The organism is Rhodococcus sp. P1Y (assembly GCF_003641205.1).
Taxonomy (GTDB): Bacteria; Actinomycetota; Actinomycetes; order Mycobacteriales; family Mycobacteriaceae; genus Rhodococcoides.
Genome location: NZ_CP032762.1, coordinates 3373834 through 3398825, shown reverse-complemented (window position 1 = coordinate 3398825; position 24992 = coordinate 3373834). Strand labels below are relative to the sequence as shown.

The window sequence follows — 24992 nt, the reverse complement described above, 5'->3', positions numbered from 1 at the left end:
ATTTCGTCAATCCTTCGGTGTGGGAATCACGAGATTCCTTCTGTGTTCGAGTCGAGCATCTTCCATGATCCACGAAATGCCAGGCGGGTGCACGCGAGTTTGTTGCTCACGCGAGCTGACGCCACCAGTTGTCGTCGATGGATCCGCTGGCCACAAGGACCGAAGGGCCACGCAACGTCGCGCCCGAGTCGTCGATCGTCACCGTGACTTCACCGCCCGGCACACCGACGACCACCTGCCCCGAGTCGAGGCCTTCATACGACAGAGCAGCTGCGGCTGCAGCGACCGTTCCAGTGCCGCACGACCTGGTCTCGCCGACGCCGCGCTCGAATACGCGCATGTCGACGCGGCCGAACTGCATGCGTGTGAGGATCTCGACGTTTGCCCCGGCTCGGAAGAAGTCGGAGTCCAGGTCGGGCGCGCGGGACAGGTCCAGTGCGCGCAACGAGTCGATGTCGGCAGACGCGTCGACACACGCGAGATGCGGATTTCCCACGTCGATTCCGATGCCCTCGAACGTGCGACCCGCCAGAGTGGTGGTACTCGAACCCATGAGATGGACATCGCCCATGTCGACGGTGACGTCAGCCGACGAATCGTCGAATTTGTGTACGGTCACCGGCCGGGCACCTGCCCGAGACCCGACGACGAACTGCTCGGCGGTCTCCAGCCCCGATGCCAGGAGGTAGTGCGCGAATACTCTGACGCCGTTGCCACACATTTCGGCGACACTGCCGTCGCCGTTGCGGTAGTCCATGAACCAATCGTCGGCGCCGACTCCTGCGGGCAACCGGTCGAGAACCCCGGCATCACGCAGTGCCCCTGAGCGCGCGACCCTGAGAACACCGTCTGCGCCCAACCCGCGCCTGCGATCGCACAACGCCGCAACCCGTGGGCGGATCAACTCGATCGCGACGTCGGGATCGTGCAGGACGACGAAGTCGTTCTGAGTTCCGTGACCCTTCGCGAAGTGCATTCCCGTGATTCTACGGGGCCTGATCCTCCGTACGCTCAACCCCTACGGGCTCAACACGGCGAGTGCGGACTCGAGCAACGACGGGTCTGCTCCGTCGAGCCAGTGAACTCTTCGGTCGCGACGAAACCACGAACGCTGTCGTCGTACATAGCGTCTTGTGCCGATGAACGTGCGCTCCCGTGCGTAGTCCAGGTCGCTTTCACCGTCCAGATAGTCGAGGACTTGCGCATATCCGATCGCTCTCGGCGCAGTGACACCGTCCTTCAGACCCTCGCCCACCAACCCACGCACCTCGTCGACGAGACCACCGGAGAACATCAGGTCGGTTCGGCGAGCGATGCGTTCGTCCAGTTCGGCGGTGTCGCGATCGACACCGAGCAGCCTGGTACCCCAGCGTGGCTCACCGATGGTCGGAGCAGAGGCAGCGAACGGCTGTCCCGTGATCTCGACGACCTCCAGCGCGCGAACCATGCGGCGGCCGTCCGTCGCCAGGATCGACGCCGCAGCCTCTGGATCCCGTTCTCGTAGTGCGCGATTCACCGCGTCGGTTCCGCCCTCGACGAGTACCTTCTCCCACTTGGCGCGGACTTCGGGATCCGTCGCGGGAAAGGCCCATTCGTCGAGCAAGGACTGGACGTACATCATCGAGCCACCGACGACGATCGGCGTCTTCCCACGCGCCAGAATGTCCTCGACGTCCCTGACGGCGGCCTCCTGATAGTTCGCGACGGTCGCAGTCTCGGTCACGTCGAGTACGTCGAGCCGGTGGTGCACGATCCCGCGACGCTCGGCCACGGAGAGTTTGGCTGTTCCGATGTCCATTCCGCGGTACTGCTGCATCGCATCGATGTTGACGATCTCGCCATCCAGACGCTCGGCAAGATCGAGACCCAGATCGGACTTCCCCGTGGCGGTCGGCCCGATGACAGCGACGGGTTGGATTTCCGTCACCGATATGTCGGCCGTCACTTACACCACATCCCACGTGCCGACGAAGTAGCCCACTCCGAAGGGAGACCCCCGATACAGCGCGTGGGCGTCGAGGCGGTCGTCGGCAACGACACTGGCGAGTACCTGCCACGCGGCGACACCGTCGACACCGACTTCCCTGCACAGGCGACGATCGAGACCCGACAGAACGGTCAGATCGGCAGTGGCCAGGGCGTCGTCGATCGTGGTCTGCAGAGCCTCGGCCCTCTCGTCGAACGAGCCGGGAGCCTTCGCTGTCAGTGTCGTGGCACCGTCGCCGACCACCAACAATCCGACACTCCCCTGGTCGGCATCCATCTCCGCTCGCAGGTCGCGTCCGATACGGGTGCACTCAGCACGAGTGTCATCCCGTCCGACGATCAGAATTTCCGCTTCGACGCTCGGTGCTGCCTCGCCTCTGAGCCACCCTGCGATCAGCGCGGGGAGCGGAAGTTGTGTGTCGGCCTCGTTCGCAGATTCCCCGTCGACATCGGCCGACAGAGTCACCGGTACGTCGACTCCGTAGCCCGCGAACGTCCCGGACGACCTCGGCCCGATACGACGTCCGCGATCGCCTGTTCCGACAACCAGCCATCGGTCCGCGACGTCTGCGATATGACGGCTCGCTCGCAGCGCTGCGTCACGAACAATCGACGCTTCCGACGGGCTGTTGCCGGTCAACTCCGGAACCAGAAGGGGCGGGGACGGCACCAGGGCCACGGCACGAAACACAACGACAACGCTAACCCGCCACACACCGAACCCACGACACACCAAGGTCGCAAATCGGCAGACGGGCACACCTACCCCGGCTACACCTGTTTGAATGGTCCGATCGGTCGATACCGAGCTATTGGCAGCCGTGACGCGCGGCAGAGATGAGGAACGATGACCGACTCCAACGAGACAAGCACAGGCGCAACCACCCCCGGAGCACCCAAGCCGGGTAGCCCGAAGCCAGGCGGTAGTCCGAAGCCGGGCGGCGGACAGCGACCTGGACAACCCGGCGCCACGGCTGCCTCGTCGAGCGGAGGCGTCGCCAAACCTCATCCGGTGAACACGCACGTGGCCACCGTCACACCTGCTCTGGCGCCCCCGAGCGACCCGAGCAAGTTCGGCCGCGTCGACGAGGACGGGACCGCGTGGGTCCGAACGGCCGAGGGCGAACGGCAGATCGGCTCCTGGCAGGCAGGCGACGCTGCGGAGGGTCTCGCGCACTTCGGTCGGCGCTACGACGATCTCGCCACCGAGATCGCACTGCTCGAAGCCCGCCTCGCCGCAGGCTCGGGAGACGCGAAGAAGACCAAGGCCGCCGCCCAGGCCCTTGCTGAAACATTGCCTACCGCCGCGGTCATCGGCGACTTGGATGCACTCGCAGCGAGACTCCACCTGGTGGTCGAGCATTCGGAGGCCGCCGCGGCGGTCGCGAAGAAGGAGAAGGACGCCGAGCGGGCAACACACACGGCGCGCAAGGAAGAGTTGGCGGCCGAGGCCGAACAGATCGGTAGCGAATCCACCCAGTGGAAGCACGCCGGCGATCGACTGCGTGAAATTCTCGACGAGTGGAAGACCATTCGCGGCGTCGACCGAAAAGTCGACGATGCGCTGTGGAAGCGCTACTCGAAGGCTCGGGAGAACTTCAACCGTCGACGCGGCGCGCACTTCGCCGATCTCGATCGCGAACGGGGCGCAGCCAAGACCAAGAAGGAAGAACTGGTGACCCGAGCCGAGGCACTGTCCTCGTCAACTGAGTGGGGACCGACGGCGGCAGCGTTCCGCGATCTACTCACCGAGTGGAAAGCCGCAGGCCGTGCCCCGAGGGACGCCGACGACGCGCTGTGGAAGAACTTCAAAGCTGCTCAGGACGTGTTCTTCGCGGCCCGCAACGCTGCAGCGTCCGAACGTGACGCGGAATTCGAGACCAACGCGACCGGTAAGGAGGAGCTTCTCGCCAAGTACGGCAACATCGACCCCTCCGGTGACCTCGACGGTGCGAGGGCAGCACTACGCGACCTGCAGGAAAAGTGGGATGCGCTGGGCAAGGTACCGCGCGAGAAGATGCAGGAACTCGAAGGCCGCCTACGGGCGATCGAGAAGTCCGTGCGCGACGCTGTCGATGACCAATGGCGCCGCACCGATCCAGAGGCTCTGGCGCGCGCCGCACAGTTCCGCGAGCGCGTAGCGCAGTTCGAGGAGCAGGCCGAGAAGGCTGCCGCCGCGGGCAAGACGAAGGACGCCGAGCGCGCACGCGAGCAGGCTCAGCAGTGGCGTGAGTGGGCTGCGGCGGCCGAGGGCGCCGTCGGCGAGCTGTAGGGGTCAGCGCGCCGCTGGTCGGGCGGGAACGTCAGCGCTCACGGTCGGTGGGTCGGCCTAGTACGGGTCCGGCCCACCGCGAGTTCTGCTCCGCATCGACCGACGCGGCACGGCGTCGTTCCTGTGCGTCCAGTTGCGCTGTGGTCTTGTTCCACACGGCCTTGAGCCACTGGAATGTGAGCGCCGCGACGAGCACCCATCCGATGACCAAACCTACGCCAGGACCACTGCCGATCGAATCCGCTGGCAGCGTCTGGCGCGACCAGATCGACAGCATCCCGAACACCGACGCTATGGCACTACCCACCAGGGCGATCCAGGCCAACGCCCAGATTCTGGTGACGAGCGCCAGCACCGATGTCACTACAGCGAACACCAGCACGAACCACACGAACACCCGCGAAGGCAGCGCGATCGCGTCGGTCGTAACAGCATCGTCTCCGGACAGCACATCGAAGCCGGTTGCAGATCCGGTATGCGGAAGCGCCAGGGTCAGCAACAGCAGCATGACCAGAACGGCAACGACCACTGCGCGTACGCCAGGGTCGATTTCCGAGTCGATTTTCTTCTCTGCTCGGTCGTAGTCGGGTGCCTGGTGATCCGGCACCTGATCACTCGTCGCGCGGTCTTCACGCTCGTGACCTCCGCTACCTTGAAATTTCTCGGTCATACGGAACATCCTGTCGTTGCGGGGAGCGGGGCAGGAACGCCGATCGCCGGCAATCCCAACCCGACTCCGATGGGCGCCGTTTTCGGCACAGTTCCCAGCTCGTACGCATCACCCGCTGCGGTCCGACGGTGGGACGAAACTCCTGCATCGGCGATGAGGTGGTAGGGCGCGGCTGCCGTGATGGTCGTGGTCACGATGTCGCCCGGTCGGATCGCGGCCAGTTGGTGCTCGTCTGCACGGAAATGCACCAGGCGACCGTCGCGCGCTCGACCGCTCTTGCGATGAGTGGCGGCGTTCTTGCGTCCCTCACCCGTCGCAACGAGGATCTCCACACCCGTGCCGATCAGCTCGCGATTCGCGTCGAGGACTATCTCCTCCTGCAACGCGATCAACCGGTTGTACCGTTCCTGCACGACCTCTTTGGGGATTTGCCCGTCCATATCGGCCGCCGGAGTGCCCGGACGCTTGGAGTACTGGAAGGTGTACGCATTCGCGAACTTGGCGCGCCGCATGACCTCGAGAGTCTGCTCGAAGTCCTCCTCGGTTTCACCCGGAAAACCGACGATGATGTCGGTCGTGATCGCAGCGGTCGGCATGACGTCGCGAACCTTGTCGATGATTCCGAGGAATTTGCTCTGCCGGTACGAGCGACGCATCGCCTTGAGGATGCGGTCCGACCCCGACTGAAGTGGCATGTGCAATGTGGGGCAAACGTTCGGGGTCGTGGCCATCGCCTCGATGACGTCGTCGGTGAACTCGGCCGGGTGCGGTGAGGTGAATCTCAACCGCTCCAGGCCGTCGATCGTTCCACAGGCTTTGAGCAACGAAGCAAATGCACCGCGATCACGAGGCATGTCCGGGTCGGCGAACGACGCGCCGTACGCATTCACGTTCTGCCCGAGCAGCGTGACTTCGAGGACACCCTGGTCGACCAGCGCCTGTACTTCCGCGAGAATGTCCCCGGGGCGGCGGTCTATTTCTTTGCCACGCAGCGCGGGGACGATGCAGAACGTGCAGGTGTTGTTGCATCCGACCGAGATCGACACCCAGCCCGCATACGGTGACTCGCGCTTGGCCGGAAGTGTCGACGGGAACGCTTCGAGCGATTCCAGAATCTCGACCTGCGCCTCGTTGTTGTGACGTGCACGTTCGAGCAACGTCGGGAGCGAACCGATGTTGTGCGTGCCGAACACGACGTCCACCCAGGGCGCTTTCTTGACGACGGTGTCGCGGTCCTTCTGAGCGAGGCAACCGCCGACGGCGATCTGCATACGCGGGTTGCGTGTCTTCGCAGGGCGCAGCATGCCGAGGTTGCCGTACAGCTTGTTGTCGGCGTTCTCGCGCACCGCACAGGTGTTGAACACCACCAGATCCGCATCGGTGCCGGAATCAGCAGGGACGTACCCGGCTTCTTCGAGGAGTCCGGCCAGCCGCTCCGAGTCGTGCACGTTCATCTGGCACCCGTGCGTCCGTACTTCGTAGCTTCTCTGGTCGTTCAGGACACTCGTTTCCACATCCTCAGGGTACGGCGTGCGGCAATGCCACCTGTGCGTGCGTCGTCCGTTCGCGTACCGACCGTGCGAACACGGCGGGGAAGCCGCACCTGGGCCGATACCAACCGTCAGTAAAGTTTCCATTACATAATCCGAATTGTCGGGTGAAAAGCGCTGCCGACAAGCAAACTACGAATAGGGTTCTGCCCTATGACGCACGCCACCGACGCGCCGGTTTCCGGTGCTCTTGCCGATCGACCCCCAATGATCTCCCTGAAATCGGTAGACAAGCACTTCGGTGATCTCCACGTTCTCAAAGACATCAACCTCGAAGTACCGGCCGGCCAGGTCGTCATCGTTCTCGGTCCGTCCGGATCTGGAAAGTCGACACTATGCCGCACGATCAACCGTCTGGAGCCGATCGATTCGGGGACCATCGAGGTCGACGGATCTGTGCTTCCGGCGGAAGGGAAGGCCCTGGCCGCACTACGCGCCGACGTAGGCATGGTTTTCCAGTCCTTCAACCTCTTTGCGCACAAGACGATCCTCGAGAATGTGATGCTCGCGCCGCAGAAGGTGCGCAAACTCAAGAAGGACGAGGCCCACAAGACGGCGCAGGCCTTGCTCGAGCGAGTCGGGATTGCCAACCAGGCCGACAAGTACCCAGCTCAGCTGTCCGGTGGTCAGCAACAGCGTGTCGCCATCGCCCGCTCGCTCGCGATGAACCCCAAGGTCATGTTGTTCGACGAGCCGACCTCGGCCCTCGATCCCGAGATGGTCAACGAGGTGCTCGACGTCATGACCTCGCTCGCGAAGGAGGGAATGACGATGCTCGTCGTCACCCACGAGATGGGCTTCGCGCGCAAGGCAGGCGATCGCGTCATCTTCATGGCCGACGGCGCCGTCGTCGAGGACACCGATCCCGAAACCTTCTTCACCGCACCGAAATCCGAACGCGCCAAGGACTTCCTGGGCAAGATCCTCGGTCACTGACTTCGGCCGCCTGGCTCACAAAATCATTCGCAGCACCAACACGGAGGAATCACCAGTGAGAATCAATCGTCCCATCCGCATCGCAGCGGGTATCGCCGCACTCGCCGTCGTCGCGACCGCCTGTGGCGGCAACGAGGAACGAAGCGTCTCGTCGAGTGCAGAGAACGGCAGTCTCATCGTCGGCATCAAGTACGACCAGCCCGGACTCGGTCTGCGTAACCCGGACGGATCGTTCAGCGGCTTCGACGTCGAGGTTGCCAAGTACGTAGCCGACAAGCTCGGGGTCCCCGAGGACAAGATCGAGTTCAAGGAAGCCCCATCGGCCCAGCGCGAGACGCTGATTCAGAACGGCGAGGTCGACTACATCGTCGCCACGTACTCCATCACGGACACCCGCAAGGAAAAGGTCGGATTCGCCGGACCTTACTTCGTTGCGGGACAGTCTCTCCTCGTCGCCGACGGCAACACCGACATCACCGGTCCCGACACCCTCGCGGGCAAGAAACTGTGCTCGGTGACCGGATCGACTCCCGCCCAGAAGATCGCCGACGAGTACCCCGACGTTCAGCTTCAGCCGTTCGACACCTACTCCGCGTGTGTCGAATCTCTGCGCAACGGTGCAATCGACGCTGTCACCACGGACGACATCATCCTGGCAGGCTACGCCGCTCAGTACCCAGGTGAACTGAAGGTCGTGGGCGAACCGTTCACCACCGAGAACTACGGCATCGGCCTCGCGAAAGACGACACCGAGGGCCGAAACCAGATCAACGACGCGATCGAGGAAATGGTCTCGAGCGGCGCGTGGGAAGAAGCGTTCAACGAGACCGTCGGCGCCTCGGGATACACGCTGCCCGCCGCGCCGACCGTCGACCGCTACTGACGCTTCGCCTCCACGTCGGGTGCACCTGCACCTGTAGGTGTACCCGACGTGACCGGCCCGCTCCAGCCGATTGGACACTCCTACCTTGAACCTATTGAGCAAGTACGGCGATCAACTCGTCGACGCGTTCATCATGACGATCAAATTGACGGTTCTGTCCGCGATCGGCGCACTGATCATCGGTACGATCATCGCGGCGATGCGTGTCTCCCCTATTCCGGTCGCCCGTGCAATCGCGACCGCGTACGTCACGATCTTTCGTAACACTCCGCTGACTCTGATCATTCTCTTCACCTCGTTCGGTCTCTACCAGACCATGGGTGTCGCGCTCGCCCCGGAAAATTCGTCCTCGTTTCTCGTCGACAACAATTTCCGGCTCGCCATACTCGGATTGAGTGTGTACACGGCGTCGTTCGTCGCCGAGTCTCTTCGTTCGGGTATCAACACCGTTCCCGTCGGCCAAGCGGAAGCCGGCAGGTCACTCGGCATGACGTTCACCCAGAACATCACGATCGTCGTCCTCCCCCAGGCGTTTCGGGCTGTCATCGGACCCCTGGGAAGTGTGCTGATCGCCCTGACCAAGAACACCACCATTGCATCGGTGATCGGCGTGGCCGAGGCATCGCTGCTCATGAAGACGATGATCGAGAACGAGGCAGCGATCTTCGCCGTCGGTGGTCTCTTCGCCCTCGGCTTCGTCGTCCTGACGCTGCCGACCGGACTGCTGTTCGGCTACCTCAGCAAGCGATTGGCGGTGAAGTGATGAGTGATGCCGTAGCAGTTCTCTACGATGTGCCTGGCCCGAAAGCCAAGGCGCGCTACCGCATTCTGTCCGGTGTCGTTCTTCTGGTTTCCCTTGGAATCGCCTTCCTCATCTATCTGGCGCTCGATTCGAAAGGCCAGCTGACGGCCGCGAAGTGGGAGCCGTTCGTCACCTCGAGTACATGGACCACGTATCTACTGCCAGGCATTCAAGGCACGCTGGTGGCCGCTGCGCTGTCGATCGTGTTCGCGTTGATTCTCGGTGCGGTTCTCGGGATCGGCAGGCTGTCCGACCACAATTGGGTTCGGATCGTCAGCGGTGTCTTCGTCGAGCTCTTCCGCGCGGTGCCCGTACTGATCCTGATGATCTTCCTGTACGCGGTGTACGCCGAGTACGAGGTCTTCAAAGTTCGCTACCTTGCGCTCGCCGCAGTGGTCACCGGCCTGACGCTCTACAACGGATCGGTTATCGCCGAAATCGTTCGTGCTGGGGTCAATTCGCTCCCGAAGGGCCAGACCGAGGCGGCATCCGCGCTCGGCATGCGCAAGGGCCAGGTCATGCGGATCGTTCTGCTGCCCCAAGCGGTGACTGCGATGCTGCCCGCCATCATCTCGCAGATGGTGGTGGCGCTGAAGGACTCCGCACTCGGTTATCTGATCGGCTACGTCGAAGTCGTTCGCGCCGGCCAGCAAGTCGGTGCCTTCTACGGAAACTACCTACCGTCGCTCATCATCGTCGCGCTCATCATGATCGTCATCAACTCGTTGCTGACCAAGCTTGCGACGGTGGTCGAAGGACGCATGCGTCAGAAGAAGCGCAAGACCGGCGGGACCGTAGTTCCCGCGCAGGACTTCGGCGGAGGACCCGCAGGCGCTGCGTGACAGGTCGCTCGCGATCGGACGTCGGCACATGAACGAGGCCCGTAACACCTGCGGAAGGTGTTACGGGCCTCGTGTGTTCGGCGGGAACTCGGGTTACGGGTGGACGATCACCCGTAACGTTCACCGTCGAAGTCTTCGGTTTCTGCGCCCAACTCGTCGAGCTGCTCTTTGACCACCGCGAACGCCATACCCTGCGAATAACCGCGGCGCGCGAGCATGCCCACCAACCGGCGAACCACCTTGTCGCGCTCGGCGCGTGCGTCCGGGTCGGCGGAGTCGGGCAAGGATACAGTGCGACACTTCTTGCGCACCAACTCGATTGCGCGTTCGCGCTCGTCTTCCGGCTCGATCTGATCGAGCGCGGCAACGGAGTGTTCGGGGCTGACACCCTTTTCACGAAGCTCGCGGCTCAGCGCGTTCTTGCCTTTGCCCGCGTAAGTGTGGCGCGAATGTACCCATTGTTCCGCGAATGCTGCGTCATCGACCAACTTCGCGGCGGCCAAGCGATCCAGCACCGCGGTAGCGATTGCGGCACTGAATCCCTTCTTGGCCAACCTGGTTTCGAGTTCGTGCCTACTGCGGGCCCGGTCGGTCAGCAACCGAAGGCAGACATCTTTCGCCTGCGCTTCGGTTCCGCCGCCGTCTTGTTCCGGCTCCACGTCGAGCTACTCCGCGACTAGAACTCGACAGGCTCGGCTGCGTCATCGGTGGCCGTGACGTCGGCACCGATCTGCAGCTTCTCCATGATCTTCTTCTCGATCTCGTCACGAATGTCCGGGTTCTCCAGCATGAACTTACGGGCGTTCTCCTTGCCCTGTCCGAGCTGATCGCCGTCGTAGGTGAACCAGGATCCCGACTTACGAATGAATCCGTGCTCGACACCCATGTCGATCAGCGATCCCTCACGGCTGATTCCCTTGCCGTACAGGATGTCGAACTCGGCCTGCTTGAACGGCGGCGCGACCTTGTTCTTGACGACCTTGACGCGAGTACGGTTACCCACCGCTTCGGTGCCGTCCTTGAGAGTTTCGATGCGCCGCACATCGAGGCGAACCGACGAGTAGAACTTGAGCGCCTTACCACCGGTGGTGGTTTCGGGAGAACCGAACATGACGCCGATCTTCTCGCGGAGCTGGTTGATGAAGATTGCTGTCGTGCCGGAATTGCTGAGTGCACCGGTCATCTTGCGCAGCGCCTGGCTCATCAGTCGTGCCTGCAGACCGACGTGGCTGTCGCCCATCTCGCCTTCGATCTCGGCACGTGGCACGAGCGCCGCCACCGAGTCGATGACGAGGATGTCGAGGGCGCCGGACCGAATCAGCATGTCGGCGATTTCCAGCGCCTGCTCACCCGTATCAGGCTGCGAGACGAGCAGCGCGTCGGTATCGACGCCGAGCCTCTGCGCATAGTCGGGATCGAGCGCGTGCTCGGCGTCGATGAACGCGGCGAGTCCGCCGTTTCGCTGGGCATTCGCTACCGCGTGCAGGGCAACAGTGGTTTTACCCGAGGACTCAGGGCCATAGATCTCGACGACTCGTCCGCGCGGCAAACCTCCGATGCCGAGCGCGATGTCGAGAGCGATGGAACCGGTGGGGATCACTGCGATCGGTTGACGAACCTCGTCACCGAGACGCATCACCGATCCCTTGCCGAAGTTCTTGTCGATCTGTGCAAGCGCCAGATCGAGTGCTTTGTCGCGATCGTATGCAGCCATCGTGATCTCCTAGTGTGGTCTCGTTCAGCGTGTTGTCGGTAACGGTAGAGCCAGGTACCGACAAGAAACGTCTGGGCGCGCATCCACGCGTCGTCCCGCAGCACAACCGAGTGAACTCAGCATAGGGGAACACGTGTTCGATTGTGCAACCCGACGCTCCGACACGCCGTGGAGAACTTCGGTCACCACCGAGAGCGAGGAACGTCGAACTCACTGCACAGTGCTCGCCACACCTCGCGGGGATCGACTCCTGCTTCGATCGCTTCGGCGCCTGTGCGTCCCTCGAGACTCGTGATGACGTGGTCGGCGAGAATGGAGTCACCTCGCATCTGGCCGAACTCGTCGACGAGCAATTCTCGAAATTCAGTCAATCGCACAGTACAACCGTACCGAAGCGTGATCAGGCCAGCACTGCACGGCATACGGCGACTGGATCCTCGACGCGACCCGAACTCGCTGCCGCAGCGGAGGCCGCGTGCGCGAAACTCGGATCGGCCAGCACTCGCCTCACCGCGTCTCCGATCGACTCGGGGCTGGCAGGGCGCACGATGACGGCACTGCCCTGTCGCGCAGCGCGATTGGCCAGCTCCCACTGGTCCCCGCCTCCCGGCACCGCCACTACCGGTACGCCGTGGAGCAGCGACTTCGCCAACAGACCGTGGCCACTTCCGCACACCACCACGTCGGCTTGGCTCAGCAGATCGTCTTGCCTGCCGAGACCGGCTGCGGCCCAGCTCGGCAAATCCGCAGGTGGCTCGTCGAGCATCGACGCGACAACGCGTGTACCGCTGCCGTCGAGACCCTGGAGCGCCATCTCCAACATGCCGTCGGCGCCGGTGAACGCGGTCGACGGCGCAACCACCACCACAGGGCCGGACCCAAGCGGCAGGTCCAGAACGTCCTCGGTCGGCTCCCAGAGCAACGGCCCGACCACGTGGGCTTCGATCGGCCAGTCCGGGCGCGGCACCTCCAACGCAGGGATGGTCGCGATCAACCGGGCTGCAGGCCCCGGATCCTCGGCGGGCAGCCCGATCCCCACCCGAGCGGCACTTCGCTGTGCCTTACCCTGCGCAATCGAACGTCCCGTCGCTGCTCTCATAAACGTGTCCCGCAGCCTGCCACGAATGCCCGTTCCGGGAGCTAGTCCACTTCCGATGGGGGGCAGCCCTTTCGACGGTGCGTACAACGGATGCGGCGACAACTCGACCCACGCGATCCCCAGCGATTCTGCCGCCAAACCACCACCGGCGGTCAAAATGTCGGACACAACCAGATCGACGTCGATGCCCCGCAGATCGGGTACCAGCTCGGTCGCGATGAACGCTGCCCTGGAATGAATACGCTGACCGGCATCCATGTCGTCGTCCTCGGGGCGGGGCGTGAGCCCTCTGAGAGGTCGAGCGTCGATCCCCGCGGCGCGCGCCGTCTCGACCCACCTCGTACCGGTGAACAGCACGGCTTCATCGCCCGCAGCCTCGAATTTCAGGCAGAGCGCAATCGCCGGAAACGCGTGCCCGGGGTCGGGGCCTGCCACTACCGCTACTCGCACGCGCTCAGCGTGCCACAGTCAACGGGCGGGCGAATCGAGATGGTCGTCGAGAACCCTTTTCGCTACCGAGACAGTACGTACCCGGTCGGCCTCGACGAGTCCGATCCTGGTCCGTCGATCGAGAAGGTCGGCAACCGTACGAGCGCCCTCGTAACGCACCGAGAAGGCCAATTCAGCCGCACAGACGTCGATTCCATCGGCGATGGGCGCCATGCCATCCGACATCGTCTCGGCCAAGGCCCGCACCAGAGTTGCCTCGGCACCGTACCTGCGCACGAGTGTCGCGGGCTCGCGCATCTCGTTCAACACGGCCCGCGTTGCGGCTCCGACAAGCGGTATGGATGTAGTGCGACATCCCACCGCAGACAAGCGTGCCGCCCGAACAGCAGCATCGGTGGCGTGTTGCGCCATCAGACGGTACGTGGTCAGCTTCCCGCCGACGATCCCGATCGGACCATCACCGTCGTCGAGTACAGCATGCCTGCGCGAGAGATCCGAGGACGGCCCGTCACCGGAGTCGAGTAGCGGCCGCAATCCGGCGAAGGTCCCGATGACATCGGCACGCGACAGCGCCGGGGAGATCACGGTTGCAAGGACGTCGAGAAGGAAGTCGATCTCCGACTCTGTCGCGACGGGCACATCGGGTACGGGTCCCGCGGCAGCCTCGTCCGTGAGGCCGACGTACACACGCCCGAGCGGCGCCGGCAGCGCGAAGACGAATCGCGTTCGTTCTCCCGGAACAGGTACAGCAAGAGAACACGTCAGTCCGCCGAACGATGCCGCGTCGAACACCAAGTGTGTCCCTCGGCTGGGCCGCAACGAGATTCGAGGATCGACCTCGGCCGCCCACACACCGGCTGCGTTGATCACAACCCTCGCACGGACGCGCGTCGTCTCACCGGTTGCCTCGTCGCGAAGCACTGCCGACGTTCGATCGACCTGCGATGCGCTCACCCCGGTCAGGATCGACGCGCCGAACTTCGCCGACGTGCGAGCGACGGCGACCACCAATCGCGCATCGTCGACCAGTTGTCCGTCCCAGGACCTGGCCCCGCCTCGTAACCCTGTACGCCTCACGGTCGGAGCGGCGGACACGACGTCGGCCCGGGAAATTCTGTCGGCGCGAGGCAGAACGGACGCCGCGGTGCCTACGATGGCGCGCAAGACATCACCCATCGACAGTCCGGCCCGAATGATCGCCTCTCCTGTTCGTGATTGAGACGGGTAGAGAGGAACGATCTGTGGAAGGGGTCGGACGAGATGGGGCGCGGTACGAGTCATCAGAATCCCGCGCTCGGCTGCGCTTTCGTACGCGATGGCCAACTGACCCGATGCGAGGTAACGAAGGCCGCCGTGCACGAGTTTCGAACTCCACCGACTGGTGCCGAACGCAAGATCGTGCTTTTCGACCAGCACCACCCTCAAACCCCGCGACGCCGCGTCCAGGGCGATTCCCGCTCCGGTGATTCCGCCGCCGACGACCAGCACGTCGATTGCATCACCGTTCCAGACCGACTCGAGCTCCCGTTGGCGCCTGCCTGCGTGGAGCGCAGAACTGGCGTCCGTCACGGAGTCGGTGGTCGCAGATAGGTATCGACCGCGTACGCGATTTCCTCGACGAGATCGACACCGGAGATGCGTTGCGCAACCATATCGGCCGACTGAACAGCCGACTGGACCATCAACAGAACGACCGTGGCCATGTGTCGTGTGTTGCCCGCCCGAACCGACGAATCTCGCTGGCCGACTTCCAGTATCGGCGCGAGCGTGTCGACGATGGCCGACTGGCTCGTGCCGAGCCTGTGCAGTATGTAGGTGGACAGTATGTCAGGGTCGGACTCGAGGATCTTGACGAAAAGCGGATGGACACGAATCTTGTTCGCCACGTCTTCTGTCGCGGTGGTGATCTGCGGGCGCACCGATGAGTGAACATCGAATGTCGGCATCACCGAACCGATTTCGCGAGTGAGCAGACTCGACACGACCGCGCGGGTGTCCGCCCATCGTCGGTACACCGTCGGACGACTCACCTGAGCCCTGCGAGCGATTTCGGCGAGAGTTGTACGCCGGACGCCGTGTTCGAGAATGCACGAGCGCGCAGCGTCGAGCACCTGATCTTCGACGGTGAACGTGGGAACCGCCGACGTTTCACCCTCGGCAACGGACTGCTCGCTCACTGTCTACACCTCGTTCGATGGACCACAGTGCCGAGTTCGATGCCTTTCGAGTCGATATCGGCAGGTCGGGTTACAAATATACAACTTATGTAACACTATAGATCATGCAGGAACTACCCCCGGTCGAGTTGCCCGGTGCGTCGCGGCCCGCGATGGCGTGGGACGCGTGGGGAGTTGCCGACCAGCGGCGCCCTTTGACCGCGAAGACCCGCTCCGTTCTCCAGGCCGCGCTCGGCATCTCCTCCGGTCGAGCACATCACGTGTCGACGCAGCCTGCGCTCACCCGGTCGAGCCTGTCACTCGAGCGTCGCCGAGCACTCGGCAGCATCGTCGGACCCGGACACGTGTCCTCCGAAGACACTGTGCGGGTATATCACCTGGGCGGCAAGAGCACTCTCGACCTGTTGGCGCGGCGATCGAACGACCCACAGCCTGCCCCCGACGCCGTTGTCTTCCCTGCGAACGCCGACGAGGTCGAAGCAGTCCTGCGCTACTGCAGCGACGAGTCGATCGCGGTGGTCCCGTTCGGCGGAGGAACGTCCGTCGTGGGAGGCGTCGATCCGGTCCGAGAATGGTTCGACACGGTTGTCACGGTCAGCACGCGCCGTATGAACGCACTGACCGATCTCGACGAAGGGTCCCGGACCGCGACATTGGAGGCCGGTGTCAGCGGCCCCGAGGCCGAACGCATGCTCGCTCGCCACGGGTTCTCACTCGGCCACTTCCCACAATCATTCGCGTTCGCGAGCATCGGTGGCTTCGCGGCGACCCGCTCGTCCGGTCAGGCGTCGGCCGGGTACGGGCGTTTCGATCAGATGGTCGAAGCCTTGTCCATCGCGACACCGGTCGGCACCATCACCTGCGGACACGTACCGGCCTCGGCAGCCGGGCCTGATCTCCGGCAGGTGTTCCTCGGTTCGGAAGGCACACTGGGCATCATCACGTCGGTGACCGTACGTATCCACCCCGTTCCCGAATACACCGAATATCGGGCCTGGTGGTTTTCCAACTTCACCAGTGGCGTGTCCGCATTGCGTGTCCTTTCAGCACACACTGCAAAGCCGACAGTTCTACGGTTGTCGGACGAGACCGAGACTGGCATCAACTCACTTCTCTCCGACAGCGACAGCGACAGCGACAGCAAAGGCGAGAGCGCCGCGGTTCGCGGGGGCTGTGTCGCCATTGCATTGTTCGAGGGATCCCGCACCGACGTACAGGCACGAGCAGCAGCTGCCGATGCGGTCGTATGCGCGTCGGGCGGCGAGGTCCATCCGAACGAGGCGGCCAGAGTCTGGGAACGCGGACGTTTCGATGCGCCTTACCTCCGCGATGCGTTGCTCGATGCGGGTGCCCTTGCCGAGACGCTGGAGACCGCCGCACGGTGGTCGACCCTCGCACGGGTACGTAGCGAAGTGACCGATGCACTCGTCGGAACGCTCACCGAGAGCGGCACTCCTCCTGTTGTCATGTGCCACATATCGCACGTCTACCCGACCGGAGCATCCCTCTACTTCACGGTCGTCTGCGCAGCGGGCGATGATCCGTCCGCGCAGTGGCGGGCCGCAAAGGACGCCGCGACACAGGCGATGATCGACACGCATGCCACGATCACACACCATCATGCCGTGGGACGAGATCACCTCCCTTACATGACCGCCGAGGTCGGTCCGATCGGAACTTCGATCTTGCGCGCGATCAAATCTGCGGTGGACCCCGCAGGAGTGCTCAACCCTGGCAAGCTCATCCCGTGACGGTGACCGTACTGAGCAATCCCACGGCCGGCAACGGTCGAGCGCCTCGAGTCGCAGCGGCGGTGATCACCCGGTTGCGCGAACGGGGCACCCATGTGGTGAGCATCGAAGGCAGGACACCGGGTGACGCGCTCGAGTCCACCAGACGAGCGGTTCGAGCAGGAACCGACGCGGTGATCGCAGTCGGAGGTGACGGCCTCGTCAACCTCGCATTGCAGGCAGTAGCGGGCACCACGACACCGATCGCCGTCGCGCCAGCAGGTACCGGCAACGACTTCGCGCGCTTGCTCGGCGTTCCGCTGACGAACCCCGCCGCAGCTGCGGACATCGTCGAGGACGGCAGAGTACGCGCTATGGACCTCGGCCGAGTTCACGACCGATGGTTCGCAACAGTCCTCTCGAGCGGATTCGACAGCCTCGTGACCGAGCGCGCCAATTCTCTTCGCTGGCCGACAGGTCGGCTGCGCTACAACATCGCAATGGTGCTGGAGTTGAGCAAGTTTCGACCTATCCCCTACTCGTTGGATCTCGACGGCACGTCGATCGAGGTGGAGGCCACCCTGGTCACGGTCGGTAACGGCCCGACCTATGGCGGAGGCATGGCCATATGTCCCGATGCCCGAGCCGACGACGGGATGTTCGATGTCACGGTCGTCCGCGCGTCGAGTAGAAGCCGGCTCGTGCGCCTGTCGCCCACGATCTACAAGGGCACACACGTGTCGCTACCCGAGGTGGATACCTACCGCGCCACGCGGATTTCCCTCGCCGCGCCGGGAATGACCGCGTACGCGGACGGCGAGCGATTCTCGCCGTTACCCGTCGTCGCAGAGGTCGTACCCGGTGCGGTGAACGTGCTCGTCGGTACCGATTCCGCCTTGGCCCGGTGAGCGGTCACAGCGTGGTCAGATCGCGATCGTTACCTGCCGTGATCGCCTTGAACAGCCAGTAGATCCCGAACACGATCGCACCCGCGACCGCCACCCAGAACAGACCCTTGACGACGGCGCCCAACACCGCGAAGGCCAGCCAGACGAGGACGATGATGCCGAGTATCTTCCAGAACATGCGATTCCCTTTCCTTGGTGTGCCTTCGATATTGGCACGCGGGATTCACGAAATCCCCGGTCCGCCAAGGAGTTCAGGGAAAGATGGGGGAAGACCCTGAGACCGTCACGAGTGTTTGCTTCTGATAACGGCTAGTTCGGCCAGCGCACTCGCCCAGCCTTCCAGCCGGTCGGTGGCGGAGATGAGCTCTGCTCTGCGGCCCGCAACCGTGGAGGTAGGTAGTGCACCGGGACCGGTCAGTCGCGCTGCTGCGGCCACCAGCTCCTCGTATTGGTCCACGCCGTTGTCCAGTTCGGCCGCGGCCGTGGAGATCGTTGCACTCAGGTGACCTGCGGCCCGCGCACTGCCGCTGGCCGCCCGTTCCATCGCGACGATGTCGTTCGCCATGTCGGTCAGGGCACGTGCCGCTGCTGCTGCAACCTCGGTCGTTTCCGACAGTTCTGCATGGTCGATGGATTCCGATCGCATCAAGATGCCGGACAATTCGTACATGCTGAGTTGGGCGCCCGCGAGACGATGCATCGGTTCGTAGGCGGCCGAGGTCCGCGGAGGAAGAACTGTCTTGACCGGCCGCGCTGCGGGCAGCGGTTCGCCTTTGAGTCGTCGATATCGCCCGAGCGCCGCCACGGCAGGAATAGCGAGCACGGCAGCGCCGCCGCCGGTGGCGAACATCGCCCACTCCGGAGCTGACGCCAGAGCCAACCCTGCGGTGGATGCGGCTGATACGCCCGACGCCCCGCCGAGCCATGAACCGCGACGCCGCGCCCGTCGAATCCGGCGGATCTGTTTCAGACGAGGATCGTTCCATCGACCGACGGCGTCGACCGCCGATTCGACCGACCGTCTGGCAGTCTCAGCCGCGCCTCGAACCGCGGACACGGACTCGGATACGGGCATGGCCGACCACTTTCGTGGTCGGCCATGCTGCTCGTTGGTCACGATCGATCAGTTCTGCGCCGGGGGCTCTGGAGTTGTGTTCTGCGCCTTGGCAATCGAGGGCTTCTGCGCCGCAGAGTTTCCGGAAGGCAGCTGGTCGCCGGCCATGGACGCCCTGATCTGCTCGAGGCGGCTGTGCCCAGCCATCTGGACCGATGCCTGCTGAACCTCCATCATTCGTCCCGACACCGAGTTCTGTGCGAGCTCGGCCGATCCGAGCGCATCGGCGTACCGCCGCTCGATCTTGTCGCGGACGGCGTCGAGGCTCGGCGTATTTCCGGGTGCCGAGAGCGTACTGTCCATCGACCGCAGAGATTCGCTGACCTTCTCCTGCATCTTCGCCTGCTCGAGCTGACTCAGAAGCTTCGTTCGCTCGGCGACCTTAGCCTGCAGTGCCATCGCGTTCTGCTCGACGGCCTTCTTCGCCTGCGATGCAGCCTGAAGAGACTGATCGTGCAAGACCTTGAGATCCTCGACGCCTTGCTCCGCAGTGACCAGTTGGGCCGCAAAGGCCTCGGCGGCGTTGGTGTACTGCGTCGCCTTGTCGACATCACCCGCAGTCGCCGCCTGATCGGCGAGTGTGACTGCCTGACGAGCGTTGGCGTTCAGTTTTTCGACCTCGTCCAGCTGCCGACTCAGCTTCATCTCCAGCTGTCGCTGGTTCCCGATCACCGACGCAGCTTGCTGAGACAGCGCCTGATGCTGCCGCTGCGCGTCCTCGATCGCCTGCTGAATCTGAACCTTGGGGTCGGCCTTCTCGTCGATCTTGGAATTGAAGAGCGCCATCATGTACTTCCAGGCCTTGACGAAAGGATTAGCCATGGGTTGATCCTGCCTCCATCTTGAGCGCCGCGTTCACGCGTGGAACTGCTCGTGCCACGAGAATACTGGTCTTGTTCGACTGCTGTGAGATCGATTCCACCCTAGCGGTCCGATCCGCACCGTTCACAGCTCACGCGGCAGCGAGCGCGCGCGCAGGTGCCGGGATGACTACTCGGGTTTCGCCTGCGATGCGCGGTGACGCGTCTTCGGTCAGTGCAACCTTGTCGGCATCCTCGCGTCGAGCCGCAAGCGTCGACTCCGACAACGACTCGCTCACGTCGCTCATCACGTCGGCGAGCGGGACTGCAAGTGCGTCGCAAATAGCGGCGAGCAGTTCACTCGATGCTTCTTTCCGTCCGCGCTCGACCTCGGAGAGGTAGCCGAGGCTCACACGCGCGGTGTTCGAGACCTCCCGCAACGTGCGGCTCTGTGCAACGCGAGTGCGCCGCAGACTGTCGCCGAGTGCTTCACGCAATAGCAGCGCCATCTCGCTCCTCCTCGTTCGAATCTTCATCCACGTCGATCATCTACAGCTACAACGACGGACCGGGCTCGATTGGTTCCCGACCCTATACTGCGACGGTTCCATTTACCCGTCGTAGCAGAAGTCCGACACGGTGTGTCGGACTGCATCGGCGACCGATGTTCCCGCTGGGCGACGTGAACGCGATGCGGTTCACGTGGCCACGCCGCGTCGCAGGCGGATCGCTTGCACGATGTAGTCCACACCTGTGTAGACCGTCAGGAACACGGCCAAACCCATGAGTGTGACGGACGCGAACCGCACCTCGTCCGGTAGCGGAAAGAGGTAGAAACCGATCGCGACACTCTGCACGAGCGTCTTGACCTTTCCTCCACGGCCGGCCGGAATGACCCCGTGCCTGATCACTGCGAAGCGAACGAGCGTGATGCCGATCTCTCTCACGGCAATGACGACGGTCACCCACCACGGTAGATCGCCGAGAATCGACAACCCGATCAATGCCGCGCCGATCAACGCTTTGTCCGCGATCGGGTCGGCCATCTTGCCGAATTCGGTCACCAAGCCGTATTTGCGGGCCAATTGACCGTCGATCCGGTCGGTGATGGCCGCGACTGCGAACACAACCGTTGCTGCGATCCGCCATCGCGTGTCGTGACCGTCGCCTGCGAACAGCACAACCAGGAACACAGGGACGAGCGCGATACGCAGCACGGTCAGAACGTTGGCGATATTGAGGATGGGGACGACGTCGGTACCGCCGGTTACCGAGTTGCCATGCGGCAACTGAGGGCTCGGAGGTACTTGTTCGGTCATACGTGGTGTCCCGGTACGTGGGCGACGAGTTCGGTAGCGGACACACGAGAAGAATATCTGTTCACCCGTTGGCTACTGTTCACCACATGACTTCTGCGCCGAACCGGGCGAGTCGACCGGGTGTCGACAGTGCTGCGGACTACGCCTCGAACAGCTCTGCGGCCTCTTACGGTGGAGACGAATTGGTCGTCCGACGAGCGCGCACCTCCGACATTCCCGAGATAAAGCGATTGATCGACATCTACGCAGGCAAGATCCTCCTCGAGAAGAACCTCGTGACCCTGTACGAAGCGGTCCAGGAATTCTGGGTGGCAGAGCGTGCAGGAACGGTTATCGGTTGCGGCGCCTTGCACGTGCTGTGGGCCGATCTCGGCGAGGTGAGGACTGTTGCCGTCGATCCGTCGGCGAAGGGACACGGCGCCGGCCATCTGATCGTGGACAAACTCGTCCGAGTAGCTCGCGAGTTGGCACTGCAGAAGCTCTTCGTGCTGACCTTCGAGACGGATTTCTTCGCGAGGCACGGATTCGCGGAAATCGACGGCACCCCGGTCACCGCGGAGGTGTACGCCGAAATGTGCCGCTCCTACGACACCGGTGTCGCCGAGTTCCTCGACTTGAGCTACGTGAAGCCGAACACACTGGGCAATACGAGAATGTTGCTTTCGCTCTGACAGGATTCTTTTCGTCCGCACAACGAGGAACGAAAGAGGAAGACACTCATGGCTCTGTTCGCCGTGCAATACACCTACTCCCCCACTACCGCGGACGGGCGTGACACCCACCGCGCTGATCATCGCGCGTGGCTCGCGGATCTGCTGGAACAGAAGGTTCTGGTCTCCAGTGGACCGTTCACCGAAGACAGAGGCGCCCTCATCATCGTCGAAGGCACCGACCTGACATCCGTCACGCAGTTGTTCGCCCAGGATCCTTTCGCGGTGGAGAACCTCGTCGACACGTCGGTGATCACCGAATGGAAGCCGGTCATGGGCGCATTCGCCTGACGCAGCATCGCTGCCCGTGCGCGCGTAGTTACGTCCGAACGTCACTACGCGCGCACGGGCGGCGGAGCCGCATCAATCCGCGGGTTCCTCGTCGGGGTCGCCGCCTCGAATCGACCACAGCAGCCCGTCGAGCTCGTCGGGCTTGATCAGCACTTCGCGAGCCTTGGAGCCCTCGCTCGGCCCGACCACGCCTCTGTTCTCCATCAAGTCCATCAGCCTGCCCGCCTTGGCGAAACCGACCCGCAGCTTGCGCTGCAACATCGACGTCGAACCGAACTGACTGGACACGACCAGTTCCACAGCTTGAAGAAGAACATCCATATCGTCCCCGATATCGGGATCGACGTCCTTCTTCTCCGACGCCTTGGCCGCGGTCACCGTGTCGTTGTACTCGGGCTCGGCCTGATTCTTGGCGAAGTCGACGACCGCCGCGATCTCCTCGTCGGTGATGAATGCGCCTTGAAGCCTGGTCGGTTTGCCCGCCCCCATCGGCAGGAACAACGCGTCACCCATACCGATCAGCTTCTCTGCCCCCGGCTGGTCGAGGATGACGCGTGAGTCCGTCAATGAGCTGGTGGCGAACGCAAGTCGCGACGGCACATTGGTCTTGATGAGTCCGGTGACGACATCGACCGATGGCCGCTGTGTAGCAAGGACGAGGTGGATACCTGCAGCACGTGCCTTCTGAGTGATACGGACGATGGCGTCTTCCACGTCACGGGGCGCTGTCATCATGAGGTCCGCGAGCTCGTCGACGATAGCGAGGATGTACGGGTAAGGGCGGTACACACGCTCGCTACCCAGCGGAGCCGAGATGTCTCCCGAGCGCACCTTCTTGTTGAAGTCGTCGATGTGCCGGACCTTGTTGACCTGCATGTCCTGGTAACGCTGCTCCATTTCCTCCACCAGCCACGCCAGCGCCGCCGCGGCCTTCTTCGGCTGGGTGATGATCGGGGTGATGAGGTGCGGAATTCCCTCGTACGGGGTCAGCTCGACCATCTTCGGGTCGATGAGGATCATGCGTACCTCGTCCGGCGTCGCCCGCGCGAGCAGCGACACCAGCATCGAGTTCACGAAACTCGATTTACCGGATCCAGTCGACCCCGCTACCAGCAGGTGAGGCATCTTCGCGAGATTCGCACTCACGAAATCGCCCTCGATGTCCTTGCCGAGGCCGATCACCAGCGGGTGGTGATCCTTCCTGGTCGACGGCGCGGTGAGCACGTCGGCCAATCGAACCATTTCGCGGTCCGAGTTCGGTACCTCGATACCGACCGCGGACTTACCCGGGATCGGAGCGAGCAACCGGACATTGTCGGTAGCGACCGCGTAGGCGATATTGCGGGCGAGCGCGGTGATCTTCTCGACCTTGACGCCGGGACCCAGTTCGACCTCGTACCGAGTCACGGTCGGTCCGCGAGTGAAACCTGTGACCGCAGCATCGATCTTGAACTGTTCGAGCACCTCCGAAATGGCCTCGATCATCGCATCGTTGGCCTGGCTCCGCGTCTTCGGCGGATCGCCGTCGATCAACAACGACAGTGAGGGCAGCGTGTAATCGCCGTCGACCACGCGGTCCACGACGATCTTGTCCTCGTCGGCTGCAGGCTTCGGTTCCGCTGCCTTGACGATCGGCTTCGGCTTCGGGCGCGGTGGCGTCGGAACCGATACGGGCGGTGCTGCGGCTGCCTCGGGTTCGATGACCTCGGTCGGGGCTTCCGGCGGGGTCTTTCGCGCGCGGGGCTTCTTGACCGGGACGTACTCCTCGGTCGGATAGTTGGTGTACGGGTCGCTCGACGACGTGTCGACCGGATATCCGTCGGCGTCGAAGCCGGCAGCGTCGTAGTCGCCGTAGCCCTCGTCGCCGAAATCCGACCCGAAGTCGGCCGGGTCGTAGTCACCGTATTCGTCACCGCGGCTGTCGGTACCGAACAACGACCGCAGGCGATCCGGAATGTCGCGGACGGTGGTCCCGGTGAGGAGCAACACCCCGAACAGTCCGGCCAGGAGCAGCAGCGGAACGGCAAGCCACACGGTCACGCCGTCCGTGATCGGTCCCCCCGCCACGTACCCGACGAAACCGCCGCCGGTCGAACGACCCTCGGCGTCTGCCGGCGACCCTGCCGCAAGATGCCAGAGGCCGAGAATCGGCAGCGCGAGAAGTAGAGAACCGAGGACGAGCCTGGGCCGGATTTCCGGATTCGGTTCGGACCTCATGAGGATCACTGCAAGTGCAATTCCGAGGACGGGAGCAATGTAGCCGGCGTCACCCACCACCGCGCGCACGGCGATTTCGATTCCCTCGCCGATCGGACCGCCTGCGCTGAACCACACTGCCGCCGCGAAGACGACACTGACCGCGATGAGCCCGAGCGCGATGCCGTCTCTTCGGTGACCGTGTTCGATGTCCTTGGCCTTGCTGACGGTGCGAGTAGTTGCACCGACGCCTTTCGCCGCCATGGACCAGGTGGAAGAGATGCCCCGTCCGACCGCGGACACGACGCCGCTGCCCTTCTTCTTCGCAGGCCTCCGCGGCGCCGCGGATCGTGCTGCCCCGCCGCGGGGAGCGGCCTTTCGGGGTGCAGTCGGCTTCTTGGGAGTGGTCACGGTGCGCGCGGTTCGCCCTCCGGGAGCCTTACGAGATGCCCCCGAAGCACGCGATGTCGACGAGCCTCCGGCTGTGCCGGCTCTCGAGCTTCGGGTGCTGGTCTTTCCTGCCATCCCCCTAGGTTAGTCGCA

At 63.6% G+C, this 24992-nt stretch carries 26 protein-coding genes; 9 read left to right on the top strand and 17 right to left on the bottom strand.

The window, feature by feature from the left end:
• Window positions 1–106: 106 nt before the first annotated feature.
• The 3 genes from dapF to D8W71_RS15740 are packed head-to-tail and all read right to left on the bottom strand — an operon-like array spanning window position 107 to window position 2656.
• Entirely contained in the window at window positions 107–976 is an 870-nt protein-coding gene (dapF, locus tag D8W71_RS15750; RefSeq protein ID WP_121114592.1) for a diaminopimelate epimerase, read from the bottom strand.
• A 42-nt stretch (window positions 977–1018) separates the two neighbouring features.
• On the bottom strand, window positions 1019–1945 hold the full coding sequence (gene miaA, locus D8W71_RS15745; protein ID WP_442971977.1) for a tRNA (adenosine(37)-N6)-dimethylallyltransferase MiaA: 927 nt from the start codon (window positions 1943–1945) through the stop codon (window positions 1019–1021).
• Complete coding sequence (locus D8W71_RS15740; protein ID WP_236077455.1) at window positions 1946–2656, bottom strand: hypothetical protein; 711 nt, start codon at window positions 2654–2656, stop codon at window positions 1946–1948.
• Window positions 2657–2833: 177 nt separating this feature from the next.
• Between D8W71_RS15740 and D8W71_RS15735 the strand changes: the two genes are divergently transcribed.
• Window positions 2834–4258: a DUF349 domain-containing protein gene (locus tag D8W71_RS15735; protein ID WP_121114590.1), complete on the top strand. Its 1425-nt coding sequence runs from the start codon at window positions 2834–2836 to the stop codon at window positions 4256–4258.
• 31 nt (window positions 4259–4289) lie between these two features.
• On the opposite strand, the gene D8W71_RS15730 is transcribed toward D8W71_RS15735, so the two are convergent.
• Window positions 4290–4928 (bottom strand): Rv2732c family membrane protein, encoded by a 639-nt coding sequence (locus D8W71_RS15730; protein WP_121114588.1) that lies wholly within the window; start codon window positions 4926–4928, stop codon window positions 4290–4292.
• On the bottom strand, window positions 4925–6442 hold the full coding sequence (gene miaB / locus D8W71_RS15725) for a tRNA (N6-isopentenyl adenosine(37)-C2)-methylthiotransferase MiaB (RefSeq protein WP_268959751.1): 1518 nt from the start codon (window positions 6440–6442) through the stop codon (window positions 4925–4927). The genes D8W71_RS15730 and miaB overlap by 4 nt, the downstream gene beginning before the upstream one ends.
• A 243-nt stretch (window positions 6443–6685) precedes the next feature.
• On the opposite strand from miaB, the gene gluA reads away from it, so the two are divergent.
• The 4 genes from gluA to D8W71_RS15705 all read left to right on the top strand — a co-directional run bounded on the left by gluA (window position 6686) and on the right by D8W71_RS15705 (window position 9941).
• Entirely contained in the window at window positions 6686–7414 is a 729-nt protein-coding gene (gluA, locus tag D8W71_RS15720) for an amino acid ABC transporter ATP-binding protein (protein WP_201265407.1), read from the top strand.
• 55 nt (window positions 7415–7469) lie between these two features.
• The gene (locus D8W71_RS15715) at window positions 7470–8297 is read left to right on the top strand and encodes a glutamate ABC transporter substrate-binding protein (protein WP_121114584.1); all 828 of its coding nucleotides are present in this window, start codon (window positions 7470–7472) and stop codon (window positions 8295–8297) included.
• An 85-nt stretch (window positions 8298–8382) separates the two neighbouring features.
• Window positions 8383–9060 (top strand): amino acid ABC transporter permease, encoded by a 678-nt coding sequence (locus D8W71_RS15710; RefSeq protein ID WP_121114582.1) that lies wholly within the window; start codon window positions 8383–8385, stop codon window positions 9058–9060.
• Window positions 9060–9941: an amino acid ABC transporter permease gene (locus D8W71_RS15705; protein ID WP_121114580.1), complete on the top strand. Its 882-nt coding sequence runs from the start codon at window positions 9060–9062 to the stop codon at window positions 9939–9941. The genes D8W71_RS15710 and D8W71_RS15705 overlap by 1 nt, the downstream gene beginning before the upstream one ends.
• 107 nt (window positions 9942–10048) lie before the next feature.
• Here D8W71_RS15705 and D8W71_RS15700 read toward each other — a convergent pair whose 3' ends face one another.
• From D8W71_RS15700 to D8W71_RS15675, 6 genes are all read right to left on the bottom strand, one after another.
• Entirely contained in the window at window positions 10049–10600 is a 552-nt protein-coding gene (locus D8W71_RS15700) for a regulatory protein RecX (RefSeq protein ID WP_121114578.1), read from the bottom strand.
• 17 nt (window positions 10601–10617) lie between these two features.
• On the bottom strand, window positions 10618–11655 hold the full coding sequence (recA, locus tag D8W71_RS15695) for a recombinase RecA (protein WP_121114576.1): 1038 nt from the start codon (window positions 11653–11655) through the stop codon (window positions 10618–10620).
• 182 nt (window positions 11656–11837) lie between these two features.
• On the bottom strand, window positions 11838–12032 hold the full coding sequence (locus tag D8W71_RS15690; protein ID WP_121119311.1) for a DUF3046 domain-containing protein: 195 nt from the start codon (window positions 12030–12032) through the stop codon (window positions 11838–11840).
• A gap of 23 nt (window positions 12033–12055) precedes the next feature.
• On the bottom strand, window positions 12056–13204 hold the full coding sequence (locus D8W71_RS15685) for a glycosyltransferase (RefSeq protein ID WP_201265099.1): 1149 nt from the start codon (window positions 13202–13204) through the stop codon (window positions 12056–12058).
• Between the two features lie 18 nt (window positions 13205–13222).
• Window positions 13223–14773 (bottom strand): glycerol-3-phosphate dehydrogenase/oxidase, encoded by a 1551-nt coding sequence (locus D8W71_RS15680; protein WP_121114573.1) that lies wholly within the window; start codon window positions 14771–14773, stop codon window positions 13223–13225.
• Window positions 14770–15381, bottom strand: a complete 612-nt coding sequence (locus tag D8W71_RS15675; RefSeq protein ID WP_121114571.1) for a TetR/AcrR family transcriptional regulator — start codon at window positions 15379–15381, stop codon at window positions 14770–14772. The genes D8W71_RS15680 and D8W71_RS15675 overlap by 4 nt, the downstream gene beginning before the upstream one ends.
• A 152-nt stretch (window positions 15382–15533) precedes the next feature.
• Here D8W71_RS15675 and D8W71_RS15670 point away from each other — a divergent pair, with 152 nt between their 5' ends.
• Complete coding sequence (locus D8W71_RS15670) at window positions 15534–17132, top strand: FAD-binding oxidoreductase (protein ID WP_121119307.1); 1599 nt, start codon at window positions 15534–15536, stop codon at window positions 17130–17132.
• Entirely contained in the window at window positions 17129–18019 is an 891-nt protein-coding gene (locus D8W71_RS15665; protein WP_236077453.1) for a diacylglycerol kinase, read from the top strand. The genes D8W71_RS15670 and D8W71_RS15665 overlap by 4 nt, the downstream gene beginning before the upstream one ends.
• A 4-nt stretch (window positions 18020–18023) precedes the next feature.
• Here the strand turns inward: D8W71_RS15665 and D8W71_RS27640 are convergent, their stop codons facing one another.
• From D8W71_RS27640 to pgsA, 5 genes are all read right to left on the bottom strand, one after another.
• Window positions 18024–18197 carry a hypothetical protein gene (locus tag D8W71_RS27640; protein WP_201265098.1) on the bottom strand — a complete coding sequence of 58 codons (174 nt, stop codon included), beginning with the start codon at window positions 18195–18197 and terminating at the stop codon, window positions 18024–18026.
• A gap of 105 nt (window positions 18198–18302) precedes the next feature.
• Window positions 18303–19094 (bottom strand): phage shock envelope stress response protein PspM, encoded by a 792-nt coding sequence (pspM, locus tag D8W71_RS15660; protein WP_121114569.1) that lies wholly within the window; start codon window positions 19092–19094, stop codon window positions 18303–18305.
• A gap of 48 nt (window positions 19095–19142) precedes the next feature.
• Entirely contained in the window at window positions 19143–19955 is an 813-nt protein-coding gene (locus D8W71_RS15655) for a PspA/IM30 family protein (protein ID WP_121114567.1), read from the bottom strand.
• 130 nt (window positions 19956–20085) lie between these two features.
• The gene (locus tag D8W71_RS15650; RefSeq protein WP_121114565.1) at window positions 20086–20442 is read right to left on the bottom strand and encodes a helix-turn-helix domain-containing protein; all 357 of its coding nucleotides are present in this window, start codon (window positions 20440–20442) and stop codon (window positions 20086–20088) included.
• 189 nt (window positions 20443–20631) lie between these two features.
• Window positions 20632–21252, bottom strand: a complete 621-nt coding sequence (gene pgsA / locus D8W71_RS15645; RefSeq protein WP_121114563.1) for a CDP-diacylglycerol--glycerol-3-phosphate 3-phosphatidyltransferase — start codon at window positions 21250–21252, stop codon at window positions 20632–20634.
• Window positions 21253–21338: 86 nt separating this feature from the next.
• Between pgsA and D8W71_RS15640 the strand changes: the two genes are divergently transcribed.
• Complete coding sequence (locus D8W71_RS15640; protein WP_442971976.1) at window positions 21339–21923, top strand: amino-acid N-acetyltransferase; 585 nt, start codon at window positions 21339–21341, stop codon at window positions 21921–21923.
• Between the two features lie 48 nt (window positions 21924–21971).
• Window positions 21972–22253, top strand: coding sequence for a YciI family protein (locus D8W71_RS15635; protein ID WP_121114561.1), 282 nt, complete (start codon window positions 21972–21974; stop codon window positions 22251–22253).
• A 72-nt stretch (window positions 22254–22325) separates the two neighbouring features.
• Here D8W71_RS15635 and D8W71_RS15630 read toward each other — a convergent pair whose 3' ends face one another.
• Complete coding sequence (locus D8W71_RS15630; RefSeq protein ID WP_201265097.1) at window positions 22326–24974, bottom strand: DNA translocase FtsK; 2649 nt, start codon at window positions 24972–24974, stop codon at window positions 22326–22328.
• Window positions 24975–24992 lie beyond the last annotated feature (18 nt).